Source organism: Agromyces sp. Y558 (assembly GCF_059445415.1).
This window is the reverse complement of the sequence record NZ_JCAIUH010000001.1, coordinates 1,307,425-1,326,520: the sequence shown is the minus strand read 5'-3', so window position 1 is coordinate 1,326,520 and position 19,096 is coordinate 1,307,425. Positions and strand designations below refer to the sequence as shown.

The window sequence follows — 19,096 nt, the reverse complement described above, 5'->3', positions numbered from 1 at the left end:
GGGCATCACGGCCCGGCTACGTCCGAGCGCCGTTCCCAAGGCTCTCTTCGCGGAGCGCGGTTCGGTTGACCCGCTCGAGCTTCTCTTCGACGTCGAACGCGCCGACGCCGTGTGTTCCGGCGTTCACGTTCAACCACTCGTTGATTGAGTACACGCGGTTACCGACCTGCACTTCGGGTTCACCGAACTCGCGCAGGCGGCGTTCGATGAGTGGCCAGACGTGAAGCGGCTGCACGGTGATGTGTTCACGCAGCTCACTCAGTTTCTTGTCGCTTGTCAGGTCGATACCACCAGTTGCCTGACGCCAGACGGAGGCGGCATTGATCGTGACGGACACCTTCCGCTCTTTCACGGAGACGTCGAAGGAGTCTTTCATCCGCTTCACGCAGTGGTCGCACGGAAGCCGGTTCATGTCGATCACGATCGGGACCGGCCCGGTAACGGGCAGCAGTCCGCGGCGACGCTCCCGTTCGATCCGTTTGATCAGTGCGGGAGCTCTCTTCTCGATATGCAGTTCGGCATGACCACGCCCTCGACCGGTGAAACCACCTGCCGGCCCGAAGCGGATGCCGTTGCCGTAGGTGACGAACGCGGCGGTCGTGCCTGTCAACATGCGCAACTTGAGCGCAAGGGCGAGCACTTCCGACGCGGAACTCGCCAACTCGATGCGCTCAGCGACGCTGGCGCTTGCATACACCGCGGGATGGCGTGCAGCGGTTCCTGGATCGAGCCGCAACCCCTTCAAGCCGAGGGGGTGCAGGGTCGTCCACGCCGAGAGTAAAGCAGCGTGAGCCTCCTTCTCACTGGCGAACGACCGGCCTTGGAGCATTGCCGCCGCCCGACGCTTGACGTCGGCAGGAGGGAGTTTCCGTTCAGGTGTCGTCCCCTTCACCTTGCCCGTTCCGGCGACCTTGCCCTTCACCCACGCCTTGCCGGCCTCGGCCTTGCCCTTCACCCAGGCTTTGCCCGCCGCGACCTTCGCCTTCACCTTGGTGCTGATGCCCTTGACGCCGCGGATGATCGGGCCGGCGAGCTTCAGGCCGGTCTTGATGATGACGTCGAGGGCCTTGTTGACCGGCCGCTGGATGGCTTGCATGATCGAGCGGATCTTCTCGCCGATGCCGCCGATGCCGAGCACGCTCGCGATGAAGCCGATGAGGATCGGCACCATCTGGCCGAGCGCGTCCTCGATCTTGTTGACGACCGTCGCCACGTTGCCCTTGGCGATGTCGACGACCCCGTCGATGACGGTGTTGACGAACTGCACGATCCGAGCCGCGTTGTTGACGAAGAACATGACGACGTCGTAGATGAGCTTGCACGCCTTGATGAACGCGGCGGCGGGGTTCAGCAGGCTGATCAGCCAGGTGATGCCCGCGGTGATGATCTTCGTGATCACGAAGTCCTCGAGCTGGTCGAGGATCATCGCCTTGAGGTCGCCGACCTTCTCGACCAGCTTCTCCCACAACCCGGCGATGCCCTGGGTCCGCATCACCTGGAAGACCTCGACGCCGCTCTCGACCGCCGCCATCGCCTTGTCGCCGATCTGCAGGACGATCCGGTTGCGGATGTTCGCCCACGTGAGGCCGAATACCGATCCCAGCAGCTGCACGATGCCCTTGAGATCGAAGGTGTCGGGGATCTCGATGCCGGTGTCGCCGAGCTGACCGAAGAGCCAACCCATGAGGCCCTTCTTGAGGTGGGTGGTGATGTTGGCGAAGAACTTGTCGATGCCGCCCTTGATGCCGCTGATGAGGTTGCCGAGGAACCCGACCGGGTCGCCGATGACGTCGCCGATGACGGATGCCGCGCGGGCGAGCACGTTCGCGAGCATCGACGCGAGCTCGCGGATGGTGTTGATGACTGCCTTGATCGCGCCGATCGCTTTGTCGACGAGGCCCTTGTTCTCGGCTTGGAGCGCCTCGATCCGCTCATCGAGGCCCTTGCGCGCCTCGACGTACTTCGACGCGAGGGTCTCGACGACCGCGTTCTCCTTGTCCTTGACCTCGCTCTCGAGCTGCTCGAACCGGTCGCCGATCTCGGTGGCCGCCTCCGACCCGACCTTCTGCAGGTCTTGTGGGAGCGACTTCACGTAGGTCGCGATCTCGGCCCGACCCTTGGCGATCCGCTGCTTGGCCGCCGTGAGATCGCCTCCGACGATGTCCGCAACCCGCGAGATCACGCCGTCCATCTGCTTGAGGTAGAGCTCCCGGCCTGCCTCGTAGAACTCGTTGACCTTGTCGGGCATGCCGAAGAGCTTGTCCTTGGCCCACCGCAGGCCGCCGAGCCATCCGCCGTACCGATCCTTCTTGTACGCCGACATCTTCGCCGCGACGTACGACTCGAACGACGCCTTCGCCTTCGCCTCGCCCTGCTCGAACTCGGTCTCGACCTTCGGGTCGATGCCGTCGAGCACCTTCTTCACGTCCGTTTCGGTGGCGGTGAAGATGCTCTGGATCTTCGTGGTGGCCTCAGCGCGCTTCTGCTCGTCCTTGGACTTCGTCTTGCCCTTGTCAGCGACGAGTCTGGCGAGCGCCGTGCCCTTCGTCGCCTGCATACCCTGCACTCCGGCGGCGGTTGCGGCGCCCGCCTGTGCCTTGCCCTGGGCGATGGTCGCCTGTTCCTGTGCGCGATACTCCGCCGGGGCGGTGTCGGCGTGCGCGGCCGCGGTCTTCTTCGCGGCGAGCGCGCCCTGGAAATCCGGCTCGCCGGACCTCGCGAGTTGCTCATCAGTGACGTTCGCATCGGTCATCTCCAGGTCGGCTTCGCGCTTGCCGGCTTCGAGGTTGACCTGTTCGGGCGGAACCGGCTTCGGCACCGCACCCGATGCTGGAATCGGCGGAGCCTGCCCCGGGCTCTCCGCCGCCATTGGCGTGACCGGCTTCGCGACGGCCTTCGACGTGTCGGGCGGCGCTTCGGTCGCCGCTTCGATATCGTGCGCCGAGCCTTCCTTTCCCTGGCCGACGAGCCCCTTCACCTCGCCCTTGACCTCGCCGGCCTTGCCGGACTCGGCGTAGTCGTCGGCCTCCTTCAAAGTCTTCGGCGACTTCGCCTCGATAGCCGTCTTCACGGCCGCGATGAACGCCTTCTTGTCGAAGCTGCCGGATTGCTGCGCATCCATCGTGTCGGCCTTGGCAGCCTTCGCCTGCCCGGCGAGGTCGTCGCTCGGGGCGACGGCGGCGTCCTGCGCCTCCTTCGCCTTCAGCGCGGCCGGAGGGTGCGCCCGCTTCGCCGCAGCGAACCCCTTCACGTTCCCCTTCACCTGACCGAACGCTGCATCCTGCGCCGGCTTCACCCCTGGCGGCGGCACGGGCGGCCGAAGCAGCTTGTCGGGGGTGAGCCGAGTCGGAGCGGGTGCCACCGCGGAAGCGGCAGCGAGCGGCGCCGGAAGGTGCACGGCACCGGGTTGTGCCGCCCCGGCGACCTTCGGCTTCGCGGCCGCGGCCTTGCCCAGCGGCGAGACCGCCGGGACGGGCTTGGGTGGTGGCACCGGCTTCTTCGCCGCGACAGCGCTCGGGCCGAACCCGGTCAGCGTGACCGCAAGGGCCGATGCGGGTGGCCTCATGCCTTCGAGGTCGACGGCTATCCCAGCCGCCTTGGCCTGCTTGAGCCCGAGTTCGACCCGTCCGACATCCGGCTCGTCGCGCCGCAACTCGACAAGGGCACCGTCGATCTCGGCGATCGCCGCGTCTCCCGGCCACCGGAGCCTGGCGGCGAGAAGGGCACTGACGGCCGAGTTCCCGGCGTCGCGCTGCAGCGCGAGGAGCAGCCCGCCACGCGGAGACGTCCCCCCGGTGGTGCCGCTGGCACGTCGCCGTCCGGCGGCGAGCGCGTCGGTCATCGCACCATGGGACTGACCGACCGAGCGGCGGTCGGCTCGGACGAGATCGGCGTTCGACGGCGGCGCGATGGTCATCGTTGCCCGTCCTTCCCCGCCCGGTTTCGTCCGCCCAGGTACTGCGCCATGGCCGCGCACGCGGCTCAGCCGGCCGCTTCCTCCTCCTCGGAGTCCTCGTCCCGCTGCACGAACGTGCCCTGCACGGATTCGTCCTCTTCTGGCTCCTCCTGCCGTTGCACGGGCGCCGGTTCGCTCATCACGCGCGTGGCGTTCTCGGCGGCAGCCTGCTCGAAGCGATCCCCCGGATCGCTCACGCTCACCCCGCCGCCGGTCGGCGTCCCCGCCACCGGCCCGGAACGCTGCTGCACGACGTGAGTCAACTCATGAGCGAGGGTGGTCCGCCCGGCGTTCGACGAGGGATCATAGGCGTCTCGCTGGAAGACGACGTGATTGCCGGTGGTGAACGCGTGCGCACCGACCGACGTCGCCGAGGCGTGCGCCGGGGCATCCGTGTGCACCCTGACGTCGCCGAAGTCGTGGCCAAGGCGGGACTCCATGTCGGTGCGCACCGCCGGTTCGAGCGAGGTGCCACCGGACGAGATGACGTCATGCACAGGCGAACGCTGCTCCTCGACGAGATCGCTCACCGCGGCGTTCCCCGCCTCCCGTTGCAGCCGCAGCATGATGGCGCTGCTCAGTACATCGGGCCGCCGCTCGGGGAGCCCGGGCATCGCCGTACCCGGCTCTCGCGCGGCTTCCGCTCCACGCCGCCCGACCTCGACGTCGATGCCGTCCATCTCATGTGCGTGCATGGTGCACCTCCATGATCGACCGACTCCATTCCACCGCGCGCGCAGCCCGGCCGTCGTGGATCTGCCCACTCGGGCAAGCACTCCTGCGCATCCGGGCACTCGGGGTCATCGCCCCACCACCTCCGGCCAGAACGCGCCGAATTCGCTCTCCACGACGAGCCGGCCGAGCTTGCGGTACTCGCGGTGCACCGCGATCACGCAGTGCTTCATGAGCACGGTTCCGCGGTCGGCGGCGGCCAGATACGCCGCGGTCACGGCAGCCGAGCGGATACCGCCGCCCGCGAGCTCGAACGACTGCCCGAGAAACGCGAGGTCGATGTCGTCGGCCCGACGGAGGTGGCGGCCGAGGCTGCGATCCCAGAGGCGCGTGCGCTGCGAGGCATCCGGCATCGGAAAGTCGACGATGACGTCGAGCCGACGGGTGAACGCCTCATCGATGTTCGCGCGCAGGTTCGTGGCGAGCACCGCGAGGCCGTCGAAGGTCTCCATGCGCTGCAGCAGGTAGGCGCTCTCGACGTTGGCGTAGCGATCGTGCGAGTCCTTCACGTCGCTGCGCTTGCCGAACACGGCGTCTGCCTCGTCGAAGAGCAGCACCGCGTTCGTGCCCGCAGCCGCCCGGAAGATGCGCTCGAGGTTCTTCTCGGTCTCACCGATGTACTTGTCGACGACGGTCGAGAGGTCGACGACGTACAGGTCCAGCCCGAGGCCTCCCGCCACGACCTCGGCCGACATCGTCTTGCCTGTGCCCGAGTCGCCCGCGAACAGGGCGACGACCCCGTGCCCGCGGCCGCCGCCTGGGCGCATGCCCCAGTCGCCGAGCACCTGCTCGCGATGCCGGGCCCGCAGCTCGATCTCCCGCAGCGCGGTCAACGGCCCGTTGGGCAGCACGAGGTCCTCCCACCCCACGCACGGCGCCACACGGCGGGCGAGCCGGTCGAGTGCTGAAGCATTCTCGGCGCGAGCGCCCGCCGCAAGATGCTCGGCCGTGATCACGCCGGTCGGTGAGAGCGTCGCCTGCGTGCGCGCGGTGGCGGCGGCGCGCTGCACCTGCTCCGGCCCCAACCGGAACGGGCCGGTCGCCTCGGCAACGTCGAGCCCGTCGGCTGCGGGCCCGAGTGACGTGCGCCAGAGTTGCGAGCGCTCCTCGGTCGTGGTCGGTTCGACATCTGCCATTGCCGGCAGCTCGCGGCACCACGCAGGATCCCAGGTCGAGTCGCCGATGAAGACGGTCGGCTGCGGCGAGTCGGCGAGGGCCTCGACGAGAGCCGCCGAGATGTCAGCCGTCACGGGCGTCGCGATGAGGCCGACGTCGCGCAAACGGGCCTCACGGGTGGCCAGTCGCGCGAGCGCGATCGCGTCGTGGTCGCCGCCCAACCGTGCCAGGTCGAGTTGCACGACGCCGAGCCCCCGGGAACGGATGCCGCGAACCGCCACGGCCTCACCCGAACCGGTAGCCGATTCCCGCAGGTAGACGAGGCGGATCCCTGCGACGAACGCCTGCGTCACGCGGCTCATGTCGCCCCAGTCGACGGACGACGGTTCGCGCAGCACCCCCTCCAGCGAGCGGTCGGCGGTGTCGTCGCCCAGCAGATGCCCGACGACGCGGTCGGGCACGCGCACCGCACGCCCGGGCAGCGGGCGGTCCTCGTCCTCGACGATCACGAGCCCGCCGGACACGAGCGGCCCCGAGATGAGCCGTGCCCGGTCCTCCGCCGACGTCAACGGCACTCCGCAGAGCTCGAGGGCCACGCCGACCGATGGGCGGCGTCGACCCACATCGTCGTTGAGGTATCCGAAGAACCGCTCGAACCGCTGGTCGAGATCGGCCGCGAGGGCGATCACGAGCAGGTCCACGTCGATCTGGCTGAGTCCGAAGGCTTGCGCCAGGCGGCGCAGGCGAAGCGGGTGCCCGGCGGCCTCGGCCATGTCGGCGTTCTGTTCCGTCGCGGCAAGCCGAGCCGAGGCATCCGACCAGGCCGGAATGCCGGGGACACCGGCCAGCAGCCGGTCGATCATCTCGTCGCTGAGGTAGAGCCCCCTGAACGGGTCGTCGGGCTGCGGGTCGACCGCGCGCCGAGCCGCCACGAGCCGGCGGATGCGATCCTCGATCGCCCCGATCCGTCCCAGCAGGTGGGCGATGCTGGGGTCGCCGATCATCTCAGCCCTCCGACGATTCACCACCGGGCATCGGCGGAAGAGCGGATGCCGCGTGCGCGGCGCTCTCGTCGATGCCGAAGGCCGGGGCGCTGAACTGCGCCTCGACGCCCGCAGTGACGGGCGGCCCGGCGGAGTACTGCAGGCCCCGCGCGACCGGGGCGGTGATCACCAGGTCGAGCGATGGTTTCAACTCGCCGCCGAGCGACGACCAGACATCGGCGAACGCCCGGTCCTCGGGCGGAGGCTGCGCGACGCTGAGTGAACAGGGCAGCCCGGTCTCGGCGATGGTCGTCAGCACGTAGGTGTCCGGGATCGCATCGAACCGCAGGAAGCATCGCAGCAGGGCATCGAGCAGCCGATGCTCGTCGTCGGGTCGTTGCGTCCACGCAGTCACGAGATAGGAGAGCTTGAAGTATCGCGGCGCCGGCGTGCGATGCGTGACGAGACCGCGGTCGTCGCGCTGCTCCGTGAAGCCGTACTCGCGTCGCTTCGTGTCCTCCCTGATGTCGTAGAGGAAGAGGTCGACCGTCGGGGCGTTGCGTCTGGCGGCCCAGTCCTTCGTCGGGGCATCGAGGGCGATGTCGATGTCGGCGGCGATGCCGTCGGACGCCTTGACGAGGGCGCGGATGGCGTCGTCGATCTCACCGATCATGCGTTCAGTGTGGAATGCCGCGGGGGCGCCGCACCCCGTGCTCCGGGCATCCGTGGGGGCAGCCGTGGGTTCCTCCTCGGGCACGCCCCCGCGATACCCGGCCAGTGGGAGCCCTGCCGCTCAGATGAGCCCTTCGCGCATCGCGTACGCCACGGCGTGCGAGCGGTTCCGCAGCTGCAGACGCGTGGTCACGTCGTGGAGCACATTCTTCACAGTGCGCTCGGAGTACGAGAGCCTCGCCGCGATCTGCGCGGTGTCCCAGCCCTCGGCGACGAGCTTCAGCACCTCGATCTCCCGCGAGGCGAGGCCCGTGAAGGTGATCCCCCGCGGATCGAGCACGGTGCGCTGCAGTCGGCCGACCTGGTCGAGCAGGCGGCCGAGCAGGTCGGGCGGAACGGTGCCCTCGCCGGCGGCGGCCGAGGAGATGACCGCGAGCAGCCGCTCGGTCGTGGCATCCGATCGCCTGACGAGGCCGACCACGCCGCTCTCCACGGCACGAACGAGGTCCTGATCGTCGAGATGGGCCGCGATCAGGATGACGCGCGCCTCACCGTTGCGGCGCACGAAGCGGAGTGTGTTCAGCGCCTCATCGTCGACGGTGTCGACGACGACGAGCACGACGTCGGGCGGTTCGTCCTCATTCGGTCCGACGACGCGCACCTCGGGGCGCGGTCGCAGCGCACTCGAGACGCCGGCTTCGGAGATGGGGTCGCGCGCGTACACGCGCACGGTCGTTCGGGTCATGAGATCCTCCAGGTTCGAGGCGGAGTGATCGCCCCCGCCGAAGGGGAACGAACCGAGTCTGTCCGGGCACGCTCTTCGCGCACTCAACGCACTCTCAACGGGCAGCATCGGTGCGCGAGCGCGCGCGCATTCGGGCTCGGGTCGGCGCAACGACCGCGGCTACCGTGAAGCATGCCCATCGGCCCTGCCCTCCGCGTCGGCGACGTCGCCCTGTGCGCGCTCGTCGATGGGGTCACCCCGCACGTTGGCGGGCCGATCACGCCGGCGGCAGGCGTGCTCAACGTCATGATCGGCGGGATGCCGGCCGCCGTCGCCAACCTCGCACCCGGTGGCATCGTTTGCGCGTCGCCCGCACCGAACGGCATCGCCCAGGGCAGCCTGAGCGTGCTGATCGGAACCTTCCCTGCCGCTCGCGTCGGCGACCTCACGCTGCACGGGGCACCGATCGCGCCAGGGCCAGGCGCCCCGAACGTCATCATCGGGGGGTGACAAGGCCCAAAGGGCACGAGATCTGCCCCGATGGCGGGTCGGAGGGCTGACGCGATCTCCGGAGCCTCACCGTAGCGTCGGAGCATGGCCACGGTCGCCGACATCGAGCCCGCGTCGCTCGCCGTCACCCCCGGACAGGCGGGGGTCTTCACGCTGACCGTCAGGAACGACGGCGATGAGGTCGAGGCGTACCACCTGTCGGTGGTCGACGACGCAGCCGACTTCGTCGAGATCGAGCCCGACACATTGCTCGTGCACCCCGGTGAGACCGGCACCGCCGCGGCGACGATCACCCTCGAGCACTCCGGCCGGTGGTCGGTCGGAGATCTGATCGTGCGTCTCCACATCGTTCCCGCGGTGCGCCCCGACGAGTTCGTCGTCGTCGAGGCCATCGCCACGATCCAGTCGTTCACCGACGTGGCCGCGGTGCTCTCGCCCCCGGTGCTCCAGGGCCGGCGCAGCGCCGAGGCCGAGATCGCGATCGCCAACGCCGGCAACTCGCACACCGACGCAGACGTCGCCGTCTCGGCGGGCGAACTCGTCGTGTCGATCGATCACGCACGGGTGGCGCTTCCGGCCAACAGCACGGAGAGCGTCGACCTCGGCGTTCGCGCCAAGCGCCTGCTGTGGCGCGGTGAGGCTGCGCAGCATCCGTTCGTCGTGACGGTCACTCCCGAGGACGAGCACTCGATCTCGCTGAACGGAACCTTCACGCAGGTCCCCATCCTTCCGGGATGGACCTTCAAGGCCGCGATCGGCCTCGCTGCGGCCGCGGCGCTGGTCCTGGTGGTGTGGCTCGGCGCGATCATGTGGGGCGGCCTGAGCGGCGCCCCGGTCGCCGAGACCGTGTCTCCATCGGCGACGCCGACACCTGAGCCGGTGAATGTCGTCGCCATGGACGTCGCCTTGGAGACCGAGGGTGCGAAATCCGGTGACCCGGTGATCGTCGTGCTGGACCCGGAGGTCGAAGGCGCACCCGAAGGCGCCCGGCTCGCCGTGGAGGTCGTCTGGCCCGAAGCGCTCGTCCTCAGCGACGACGACTGCTCCGGCTGGGTCGCACCCGACGGCGGCGAGACCGCTCGCGAGCTGCAAGGGCGACCGCAACCCGGCGATGAGTGCCTGATCGATCCGTCGAGGTCGGGCGGTGACGCGGAGCTGACCTTCGCGAGTCCGCCATCGGGCCTTACTGACAACGTGAGCGCCGAGGCGACACGCATCGTCACGGTCGACGACAGCGAGGTGTCGACGCTGGAAACCGGCGCCGGATCAGACTTCGGCGAGGTGGAATCGACACCCGTCGCCCTCGAGCCCTACCTCTTCTGGTTGGAGGTGGTCGACGCCGATCCCGCCGAAGAGCCTGCCGGCGAGAGGCCGGGTGCCACGGTCGTCATCCATCGCACCCTGCTCGGTGGTGGGACCGACGAGCCGGCCACGATCACGTTCCAGGTCGTCGCACCGGCGTTCGTCGACGGCATCGACGACACTCAGGGGTGCAATATCGAGCTCGACATCGAAGCGTCGACCTGCACCGTCTCCATCGGCGGTTCTGATGATCCCGAGAACGCCACGCGGCCGGTCAGGGTGTGGTTCGACCCGAACGACGCACACGGCGTCGGCGTGGTGAGCGTGCAGGGTGTCGCGCTGTCGATCGGCGAGCAGGACGTGCCGACAACCGAGCTCGTGCAATTGATCCGCGGCGCCGAGGGCCTGATGGTCAGCGACAGCATCTTCGACGTCGACGTCAGGCTGGATTCGGATGACGACCCGAGCCAGGGCTCGACCGTCACCGCGACCATCGACGTCACCGCAACGGAGCTTCCGGCAGATTTCGAGGAGTATCGCGATGGCACTTGGACGCTCGGATTGGAGCTCACGTGGCCCTCGGGGCTCGTGCTCGACGGCCAACCGGCCGGGTGCACGTCGTTCGTGGGCCGCCTCTGCACCCTGCCCGGCCCCGCCGCGGGCGAGAACGCGACGATCACCGCATCGTTCACCGTCGACGACCACCTCGAGGGCGGAGAGGTCACGGCGAGGGGCGCCACGCTCACCTACGATCCGACGACGCCCGCCGACCGCCGCGACGGCCGCGAACAGCCGCCGGTCAGCCTCCCACCGCACTGGATCGGCAGCAACGCCGAGGAACTCCCGTTCTGACGAACGAGCGGCACGCGCGACGCAGCGGCACGCCCGACCTACTCGATGGCACCGGGAAACCGCTCGGCCGGCGGCCAACCGGGAGTTTCGACTCCCGCGAGCGACCAGACGGCGAACGCCGGGCCCTCGGTCGAGAGCGTCAGCTGACCGTCGGATGCACCGAGCACGACGTTCCCGAACACCGGTGCCGCGGCCTCCGCACCCGGCAGCGCCGTCGCATCGAATGACAGCGTCGCCGCCGCGCGCGCCGCGAACACGAGCGCCACCTCCTCGGCCGACTCGCGCACGAATGCGACCGCATCGTCGCCGACGGCGATCCATCGGATGCCGCCCGTCGCGAGCACCGGATGCTCGCGCCGAAGGCGCAGCAGCGCACGATACGTCTCGAGCACGGGTGCGACCTCCGGCGATGCTTCACTCCCCCACGGCATCGGCGTGCGTGAGGCCTCGCCGTCTTCACCGGTGAGGCCGAACTCGTCGCCGGCCCACACGACCGGGATGCCGGGCAGCGTGACGGCGAGGCCGACCGCGGCAGGCACCGTGCCGGGCCGCGCGCTCGTCGCGAAGCGCGGGGTGTCGTGCGTGTCGAGCGCGTTCATCGTCGCGAGCCGCGTGCGCCAGGGGAACCCGGCCGCGAACCGCGTGTGCGCAGCGTGGAAGTCCGGCCCGGTGAAGGTCGGCACCCGCTGCAGGGCGAAGCCGATGCCGCCGGCGGCGGGGCTGCTCGGCTCGAGCAGCCAGCTCCAGAGGGGGCGGGTGAACGGCGTGTACGTCATCGCGCCATGCCACGCGTCGCCCAGGAAGTCGTTCGCGGCGTCGTTCGTCGACTCGCCGAGCAGGATCGTGTCGGCGTTCACGTCGAGCATGGTGCGGCGGATCGTCTGCCGCACCTCGGCGTTCAGGTCGGCGGCCCCGAGCCGCCCGGTCATGTTGGCGACGTCGATGCGCCAGCCGTCGAGGTTGAACGGCGGCGCGAGGAAACGCGCGACCACCGAGTCGCGGCCCTCGATGAAGCGTCGGCGCAGCTCGGCCGAGCTCCAGTCGAACTTCGGCAGGCTCGGCACCCCGAGCCACGACTCGTAGCCTTCTGTGCTCCCTGAGCCCTCGGTGCCCGTGGTGCCCGCGGTGCCCTCGGTGCCCTGAGCCTGTCGAAGGGTCGAAGGGTGGAAGAAGTAGAAGTCGCGCTCCGGCGAGGCCGGATCGGCCTGCGCTGCACGGAACCACTCGTGCGCGTCACCCGAGTGATTCGACGTCAGGTCGCCGATGACACGGATGCCGCGGGCGTGCGCCGCCTCGACGAGCCGCACGAGCGCCTCGTCGCCGCCGAGCAGCGGGTCGACGAGGTCGAACGTCGTCGCGTCGTAACGGTGATTCGATCGCGCCGGGAACACCGGGGTCAGGTACAGCAGGTCGACGCCGAGCGACTCGAGGTGGTCGAGCTTCTCGCGCACCCCGTCGAGGTCTCCCCCGAAGAGCTGCCTCGAGCGCCCCGGATACACCGGGTCGAGCGGATCCCCCCACGCCGCGGGGATCGCCCACTCGGGCAGCCCACCCTGCTCCCTGAGCTCACCCTGCTCCCTGAGCTCACCCTGCTCCCTGAGCTCACCCTGCTCCCTGAGCTTGTCGAAGGGCGCCGCGCCGGACTTCGCGAACCGATCGGGGAACACCTGGTACATGACGCTCGACGCCGCCCACTCGGGCGCCGGCTCGTGCGAGACGAGCTTGAAGTCGTCGTCATCACGTGTCTCGATCGACGACAGACCGAGCTGGTTCAGCCAGTGCTGGCGGCCGTCTTCACCGACCAGCAGCCACCGGTAGCCGTGCACGGGGTTCTCGACCTCGACAGCGGCCTCCCACCACTGCCACCCGTCGCTCCCTGAGCCCGTCGAAGGGAGCAGCACTGCCTCGTCGAACCGCGGCTCGTGGTTCGGGTTCGACCTCGTGCCCACCCAGGAGAGCGGCCCGAACGTCTCGGGCACCCGCAGGCGCACACGCACCGTCTCACCGAGTGCCGGTGCCTGGGTCGAGACGTGCAGCGGGGATCCGTCGTGGTGCGGCTTCAGCATTCCTTCACCTTTCCATCACCCACCCACGTCCTCGCCCACCCACAGGCCCTGCAGCAATTCAGGACGGGAGCGGCGTGTCGCGAGTGGGGTGGTCGATACGGCGGCGCGACACACCTCCGCACCTGAATTCCTGACAGGCGAACGCGCCGCGCGCAACGAGCACGCCGCGCCAGCGGCATCCGTTCGCCTACTTGACGGCGCCGGCAGTCAGCCCGCCGACGATGTACTTCTGGAGGAACAGGAACAGTGCGACCACCGGCAGCGCCGCGATCACCGCGCCCGCCGAGAAGGCGCTCCAGTCCGCATAGCGCGGGTTGGAGACGAGCTTCGTGAGGCCGACGGCGAGCGTCTGCTTGTCAGTGTCGATGAGCAGTACGGATGCCACGACGAACTCGTTCACCGAGGCGATGAACGAGAGCAGCGCGACGACCGAGAGGATCGGGGCGACGAGCCGCAGGATGATCGTGAAGAAGATGCGCGCGTGGCTCGCGCCGTCGATCTTCGCGGCCTCGTCGATCGACGCCGGCACCGTGTTGAAGAAGCCGTACATGAGATACGTGTTCACGCCGAGCGCGCCGCCGAGGTACACCATGATGAGGCCGACGTGCGTGTTCAGGCCGATCGCCGGGAACCAGTCGCCGATCGCACTCATCAGCAGGAAGATCGCGACGACGGCGAGCAGCTGCGGGAACATCTGCACGACGACGATCGAGATGAGGCCGAAACGGCGACCCTTGAAGCGCATGCGCGAGAAGGAATACGCGGCGAGCGCCCCGAGGAACACCGTCAGCACCGCCGTGATGCCCGCGATCATGAGCGTGTTGCCGAACCAGGTCAGGAACGGCACCTGCGGGTTGGTGAGGATGCGAATGTAGCTGTCGAGGCCGATCTTCGAGAAGAGCGCGTTCGAGCCGGTGAGCGTGCCCTGCGGGTTCAGTGACGACGAGATCACGAACACGATCGGGAAGAGCGAGAAGATCACCATCACCACGCCGACGATGTGGCGCCAGCCCGTCGCACGGAACCAGCGCCCGAAGTTGAACGGCTTGCGAGGCAGGCTCGGGCGGCCACCGCCACCGCCGCCGCCGCGCGGCGCGACGACGCTCGCGCGCGTCGAGGAATCCGCGAACTCGTCGATCTCGCCGGCGATGAGACCGGTCGGCGTTCCGGGAACGGGCTGCTGGGCGGCCATCAGTTCAGCTCCTCGAGCGACTTGGTGCGGCGGAAGGCGATGACCGAGATCAAGGCCACGATGATGAAGATGATGATCGAGTAGGCGCTCGCGAGACCGTAGTCACGGGTCTGCCCGGTGAACGCGACCTTGTAGACCATCGAGATCAGGATGTCGGTGAAGCCCACGGGAATCGGCGCGTTCGAGTCGCGTGGCCCGCCGTCGGTGAGCATGTAGATCACATTGAAGTTGTTGAAGTTGAACGCGAACGATGCGATGAGGAGAGGGGCGACGCTGACGAGCAGCAACGGCAGCTTGATGAGGCGGAACACCGCCCACGGTTTCGCTCCGTCGACCGTCGCGGCCTCCTGCAGCTCGTCGGGGATCGACTGCAGCGCGCCCGTGCACACGAGGAACATGTACGGGAATCCGAGCCAGAGATTCACGAGGAGCACCGAGAACTTGGCGAGCACCGGATCGGTCAGCCACGGTATGGATGCCCCGCCGAACAGCACCTGGTTGATGAAGCCGAAGCTCTCGTTCATCATGCCCGCCCAGATCAGCGCCGACAGGAACGACGGGATGGCGTACGGGAGGATCATCAGCACGCGGTAGTACTTGCGCCCCTTCATTCGCATGTCGTTGAACACGATCGCGAGGAAGAGCCCGAGGAAGAACGTCGACGCGACGGAGATGAGCGCGAACGCGAAGGTCCAGAGCGTGACGTAGATGAGCGGACCGGCGAGCCGTTCGTCGGTCACGGCGCGCACGAAGTTGTCGAAGCCGACGACGATCTGCCAGCCGGGCAGCAGCTCCTCGCCGTCGTCGGAGGTGAAGGCACCCGTTCCGATGTCGGAGTACACGGTGCCGGTGTCGAGGTTCGTCATCGTGCCCGCTGCCTCGTCGTACTCGAGGTTCGAGAGGTAGAGGTACGCGCTCGAGCCGTCGGGTGTGCGGAGCGCCCCGTCGTTCGGGTCGTCGGAGAACGGCACGGCGAGGGCGGTGATCTCGTCGGTGCGGGCGATGACGTCAGCGAACTGCAGGGTCGTCCAACCGTCGGCGAAGACGGCCCGATCACCCTCGAACTCGGCGGTGACCGGGGTGAGCGGCATCTCGTTTGTGCCGAGCAGCGCCTCACCGTCGGGGTCGGTCACGAGCAGGCCGAGTGTGCCGCCCTGGTCGACGACGGTGACGGGGTAGGTGGGCGAATCCTCGACACGCTGCAGCGACGAGGCCATGAGCGACGAAACCGCCTGCTCCTTCGAGCCGTTGTGCCCGGTGCCGTAGTTCGTGAAGGCGATGTAACCCGTGTAGACGAGTACGAAGACCTGGAACACGACGAGGAAGATGACGCCCGGCGCGAGGTACTTCGCGGGGAGCTTGCGCCGTGAGAAGTAGATCCAGTTGACGATCACTGCCACGACGGCGACGATCGCCGCGACGAGCCACTGGCCGGCGGTCGCGAGGATGAAGACCCCGTAGACCGCGATCGCATCGACGATGCCGAGCATCAGCAGCTTCAACAGGAGCATCTTCACCCCGCCCGACGCCGCATCGGCGATGTTCGCCGCGCGTCGCTGCTTCTTCGTCGGCTTCTGCGGCGTCGCCGCCGAGACCTCGTCGTCGATTCCCGTCGTCATGCCTTCGCTCATCCTGTTCGTGGCTCGAGTGGCGCGGAGCCCTGTTCGTTGGTCGAGTAGCGCGAAGCGCGTATCGAGACCGGCCGGTGGCCGAGAAGCGAGCGTATCGAGACCCACGGGTCTCGATACGCTCCTGCGTCGCTAGGCGACCACCGGCATCCGATCAGTCGTTACTCGCCGATCGCAGCCTGCACGTCGGCGGTCAGCTTCTGCCACGTGGCGACCGGGTCGGCACCGTTGATGATGTCGGCCTCGGCGATGCCCCAGTACTGCCAGACGGCACCCATCGCCGGGATGGCGGGCATCGGCACGGCCTCGGCGCCGACGGCTGCGAAGCCGGCGACGATCGGGTCCTTCGACGCGGTCTCAGCGGCAGCCGAGAGCGCGGGGAGCACGTTGCCGGCCTCGAAGAGCTCGAGCTGCACGTCTTCGGTGCCGATGTAGTTGACGAGGAAGTCGTTCGCGGCGACCTTGTTCTTCGACTCGGACGAGACGAAGAAGCCCTTGACGCCGGCGAACGGCGATGCGACCTCGGCGGTCGGGCTCGGCACGGAGTCGATCGCGACGTTGATGCCGGCGTCGGTCGCGGCGCCCACGTTCCACGGACCCGTCAGCCAGAAGGCCGCGGTGCCGTCGATGAAGGCCTGCTTGGCGATGTCGCCGTCGATGTCGGTGTTGAAGACGCCGGTGCCGTTCTTGCCCTGGCTGCCGAGCCACGTGGCGAACTGCTCGCCGCCCGCGTTGCCGATCTGGAGGTCGGTCGGGTCGTAGCCTTCATCGTTGCTGCCGAAGACGGGAGCGCCGAACGCGGTCTGGAACGGGTAGAGGTGGTACGGGTTGCCCTCGGCGCCCTGCTCGACGACGAACGGCTGCGCGAGGCCGGCGGCCTGGCCCTTGGCGATCATGTCGTCGAAGCTCGTCGCGGCCTCGGGAACGAGGTCGGCGTTGCGGAGCACCGCGATGTTCTCGACCGCGTAGGGAAGCAGGTAGACGGTGCCCTCGTAGGTCGACGCGTCGATGGCGACCGGAAGGTAGTCGGCGGCGGAGTCGCCGAGCTCGATGGGCGCGACGACACCATTGGTCGAGAGCTCGCCCAGCCAGTCGTGTGCACCCATGGTGATGTCGGGGCCCTTGCCGGTCGGCACCTGCTGGATGAAGTCGTCCTTGATATCGGCGTTGTCCTTGCCGACGAGCTCGACCTCGACGCCCTTCTCCTCGGAGTACGCGTCGGCCGCTGCCTGCAGTGCGTCGACGCGCTCGGCGTCGACCCAGACCGTCAGCGTGCCGCTCGACGAGGCCTCGCCATCGGAGCCGCTGTCGCCGGCGGAGCAGCTCGCGAGACCGAGGGTCGCGATGACTGCGACGGCCCCGGCAGCGAGGAGGCTCTTCTTGTTCACCCTCATTGGTGTGCCCTTCTCAGTGTGCGTGAGATCGGCGCCTTCGCTTGGTGGATCCTCTCCCGTTCCGCATGCGGAACGGGCACCGTGCCCGAAAGGCCGTTCTTCCGTTGAATTGCCCGCTTTGTGCAAGCGATTACAGGTATACCCTGCGCGACGCGTATTAACAAACCGCAGCGCGCGCATTGATACCGGTTTGTAACCATCATGTGAAGCGCGAATACTGCAAGCGTTTCCATCAGGTGTCGAGATGTCGTACAGTTTCCGAATGACTTCCGAATGGTGGCGCACCGCCGCGATCTACCAGATCTATCCCCGGTCGTTCGCCGATGCGAACGGCGACGGCATGGGCGACCTCGCCGGCATCACGTCGCGCCTCGGCGCGCTGCAAGAGCTCGGCATCGATGCGATCTGGCTCTCGCCGTTCTACACCTCACCCCAACGCGACGGCGGCTACGACGTCGCCGACTACTGCGACGTCGACCCGCTCTTCGGCACGATCGCCGACTTCGACACGATGATCACAGAGGCGCATAGCCGCGACATCCGCGTGATCGTCGACCTAGTGCCGAACCACTCATCAGATCAGCATGTGTGGTTCCAGGCTGCGCTCGCCGCAGCGCCCGGCAGCCCCGAGCGCGCTCGCTACCTCTTCCGCGACGGCCGCGGCCCGGCCGGAGAGCTACCGCCGAACAACTGGGAGTCGGTCTTCGGCGGCCCCGCATGGACGCGCGTGCTCGAAGCCGACGGCACCCCCGGCCAGTGGTACCTGCACCTCTTCGACAGCTCACAGCCCGACTTCGACTGGACCAACGATGAGGTGCGCGAAGAGTTCCGCCGCATCCTCCGCTTCTGGCTCGACCGCGGCGTCGATGGGTTCCGCGTCGACGTCGCCCACGGCTTGATCAAGGCCGACGGGCTGCCCGACTACACGCCGCCGGCCGAGGGCGGCAGCATGGGCGGCGGCGCGCCCGCCGCATCCGGAGTGCCCCTCGAACCCGAGATCTCGGCCGAGCCCGGCGACAGCGCGCCGTACTGGGCCCAAGACGGCGTGCACGAGATCTACCGCGACTGGCGAGCACTGCTCGATGAGTACCCCGGCGACCGCGTCCTCGCGGCCGAGGCATGGGTCGACCCGCTGCCCCGCGTCGCGAAGTGGGTGCGTCCAGACGAGATGCACCAGGCCTTCAACTTCGCCTACCTCGAGACGTCGTGGAACGCTGACGCGCTGCGGGGCGTCATCGATGCCTCCCTCGACGCGTTCTCCGCCGTCGGCGCACCCTCGACCTGGGTGCTCTCGAACCACGACGTCGTGCGCCACGCGACCCGACTCTCGGTCACCGAGGCGAACCCGCAGGGCCACGGCCTCGGCGCGCGCTCGAAGGGCCTGCCCGAGTACGTGCCGGGCCTGCGCCGCGCCCGCGCCGCGACCGCGCTCATGCTCGCACTGCCCGGCTCGGTCTACCTCTACCAAGGCGAAGAACTCGGACTGCCCGAGGTCATCGACCTTCCCGACGACGCCCGCCAAGACCCGACATGGTTCCGCACGAACGGGGAGCGTTACGGCCGCGACGGATGCCGCGTGCCGCTGCCCTGGGAATCCTCAGCGCCCTCCTACGGCTTCGGCCCGACGGATGCCTCGTGGCTGCCGCAGCCCGCGCAGTGGGCGTCGCTGGCGCGCGATCGCCAGCGCGACGACGCGAGCTCGACGCTGTCGCTCTACCGCGATGCGCTCGCGCTGCGGCGCGAGCGCGACCTCGGCGCCGGTACGCTCGAGTGGCTGGCCGGGTACCCCGACGCCGTGGTGGCGTTCCGCAACGGCGACGTCGTCGTGGTCGCGAACACCGGCGAGGCCGCGGTCGAGTTGCCCGCGGGCGACGTACTGCTGTCGAGCGAACCGCTCGATGGGCGTACGCTGCCCGCCGACACCACGGCCTGGCTCACGGCGTAGTTCGCGGCCGTCGGCGGGGCGGCAA

At 68.6% G+C, this 19,096-nt stretch carries 12 protein-coding genes; 3 read left to right on the top strand and 9 right to left on the bottom strand.

Annotated elements, in window-relative coordinates; genetic code table 11:
• Positions 1-16: 16 nt before the first annotated feature.
• From AC1C2T_RS06180 to AC1C2T_RS06160, 5 genes are all read right to left on the bottom strand, one after another.
• Positions 17-3,916 (bottom strand): phage tail protein, encoded by a 3,900-nt coding sequence (locus AC1C2T_RS06180; RefSeq protein ID WP_495384627.1) that lies wholly within the window; start codon positions 3,914-3,916, stop codon positions 17-19.
• 65 nt (positions 3,917-3,981) lie between these two features.
• A complete protein-coding gene (locus AC1C2T_RS06175; RefSeq protein WP_495384626.1) occupies positions 3,982-4,650 on the bottom strand; it encodes an eCIS core domain-containing protein in 669 nt (222 codons plus the stop codon).
• Between the two features lie 105 nt (positions 4,651-4,755).
• Positions 4,756-6,807: an ATP-binding protein gene (locus AC1C2T_RS06170; RefSeq protein WP_495384625.1), complete on the bottom strand. Its 2,052-nt coding sequence runs from the start codon at positions 6,805-6,807 to the stop codon at positions 4,756-4,758.
• Between the two features lies 1 nt (position 6,808).
• A complete protein-coding gene (locus tag AC1C2T_RS06165; RefSeq protein ID WP_495384624.1) occupies positions 6,809-7,459 on the bottom strand; it encodes a Pvc16 family protein in 651 nt (216 codons plus the stop codon).
• A gap of 120 nt (positions 7,460-7,579) precedes the next feature.
• Complete coding sequence (locus AC1C2T_RS06160; protein WP_495361149.1) at positions 7,580-8,203, bottom strand: response regulator transcription factor; 624 nt, start codon at positions 8,201-8,203, stop codon at positions 7,580-7,582.
• A 171-nt stretch (positions 8,204-8,374) separates the two neighbouring features.
• Between AC1C2T_RS06160 and AC1C2T_RS06155 the strand changes: the two genes are divergently transcribed.
• Positions 8,375-8,692 (top strand): PAAR domain-containing protein, encoded by a 318-nt coding sequence (locus AC1C2T_RS06155; protein ID WP_495361150.1) that lies wholly within the window; start codon positions 8,375-8,377, stop codon positions 8,690-8,692.
• 84 nt (positions 8,693-8,776) lie between these two features.
• Positions 8,777-10,846 carry a hypothetical protein gene (locus tag AC1C2T_RS06150; protein WP_495384623.1) on the top strand — a complete coding sequence of 690 codons (2,070 nt, stop codon included), beginning with the start codon at positions 8,777-8,779 and terminating at the stop codon, positions 10,844-10,846.
• A gap of 38 nt (positions 10,847-10,884) precedes the next feature.
• On the opposite strand, the gene AC1C2T_RS06145 is transcribed toward AC1C2T_RS06150, so the two are convergent.
• The 4 genes from AC1C2T_RS06145 to AC1C2T_RS06130 form a co-directional block, all read right to left on the bottom strand.
• Positions 10,885-12,912 (bottom strand): glycoside hydrolase family 13 protein, encoded by a 2,028-nt coding sequence (locus AC1C2T_RS06145; protein WP_495384622.1) that lies wholly within the window; start codon positions 12,910-12,912, stop codon positions 10,885-10,887.
• 187 nt (positions 12,913-13,099) lie between these two features.
• A complete protein-coding gene (locus AC1C2T_RS06140; protein ID WP_495361153.1) occupies positions 13,100-14,104 on the bottom strand; it encodes a sugar ABC transporter permease in 1,005 nt (334 codons plus the stop codon).
• A complete protein-coding gene (locus AC1C2T_RS06135; RefSeq protein ID WP_495361154.1) occupies positions 14,104-15,723 on the bottom strand; it encodes an ABC transporter permease subunit in 1,620 nt (539 codons plus the stop codon). The genes AC1C2T_RS06140 and AC1C2T_RS06135 overlap by 1 nt, the downstream gene beginning before the upstream one ends.
• A gap of 170 nt (positions 15,724-15,893) precedes the next feature.
• Entirely contained in the window at positions 15,894-17,126 is a 1,233-nt protein-coding gene (locus tag AC1C2T_RS06130; RefSeq protein WP_495384621.1) for a sugar ABC transporter substrate-binding protein, read from the bottom strand.
• Positions 17,127-17,388: 262 nt separating this feature from the next.
• Here AC1C2T_RS06130 and AC1C2T_RS06125 point away from each other — a divergent pair, with 262 nt between their 5' ends.
• Positions 17,389-19,071, top strand: coding sequence for a glycoside hydrolase family 13 protein (locus tag AC1C2T_RS06125; protein ID WP_495384620.1), 1,683 nt, complete (start codon positions 17,389-17,391; stop codon positions 19,069-19,071).
• Positions 19,072-19,096: the final 25 nt, after the last annotated feature.

Bases quoted from the DNA above. Each gene is read 5' to 3' on its own strand.
- AC1C2T_RS06180 (WP_495384627.1), bottom strand. From the start codon at position 3,916: ATGACCATCGCGCCGCCGTCGAACGCCGATCTCGTCCGAGCCGACCGC.
- AC1C2T_RS06175 (WP_495384626.1), bottom strand. From the start codon at position 4,650: ATGCACGCACATGAGATGGACGGCATCGACGTCGAGGTCGGGCGGCGT.
- AC1C2T_RS06170 (WP_495384625.1), bottom strand. From the start codon at position 6,807: ATGATCGGCGACCCCAGCATCGCCCACCTGCTGGGACGGATCGGGGCG.
- AC1C2T_RS06165 (WP_495384624.1), bottom strand. From the start codon at position 7,459: ATGATCGGTGAGATCGACGACGCCATCCGCGCCCTCGTCAAGGCGTCC.
- AC1C2T_RS06160 (WP_495361149.1), bottom strand. From the start codon at position 8,203: ATGACCCGAACGACCGTGCGCGTGTACGCGCGCGACCCCATCTCCGAA.
- AC1C2T_RS06155 (WP_495361150.1), top strand. From the start codon at position 8,375: ATGCCCATCGGCCCTGCCCTCCGCGTCGGCGACGTCGCCCTGTGCGCG.
- AC1C2T_RS06150 (WP_495384623.1), top strand. From the start codon at position 8,777: ATGGCCACGGTCGCCGACATCGAGCCCGCGTCGCTCGCCGTCACCCCC.
- AC1C2T_RS06145 (WP_495384622.1), bottom strand. From the start codon at position 12,912: ATGCTGAAGCCGCACCACGACGGATCCCCGCTGCACGTCTCGACCCAG.
- AC1C2T_RS06140 (WP_495361153.1), bottom strand. From the start codon at position 14,104: ATGGCCGCCCAGCAGCCCGTTCCCGGAACGCCGACCGGTCTCATCGCC.
- AC1C2T_RS06135 (WP_495361154.1), bottom strand. From the start codon at position 15,723: ATGACGACGGGAATCGACGACGAGGTCTCGGCGGCGACGCCGCAGAAG.
- AC1C2T_RS06130 (WP_495384621.1), bottom strand. From the start codon at position 17,126: ATGAGGGTGAACAAGAAGAGCCTCCTCGCTGCCGGGGCCGTCGCAGTC.
- AC1C2T_RS06125 (WP_495384620.1), top strand. From the start codon at position 17,389: ATGACTTCCGAATGGTGGCGCACCGCCGCGATCTACCAGATCTATCCC.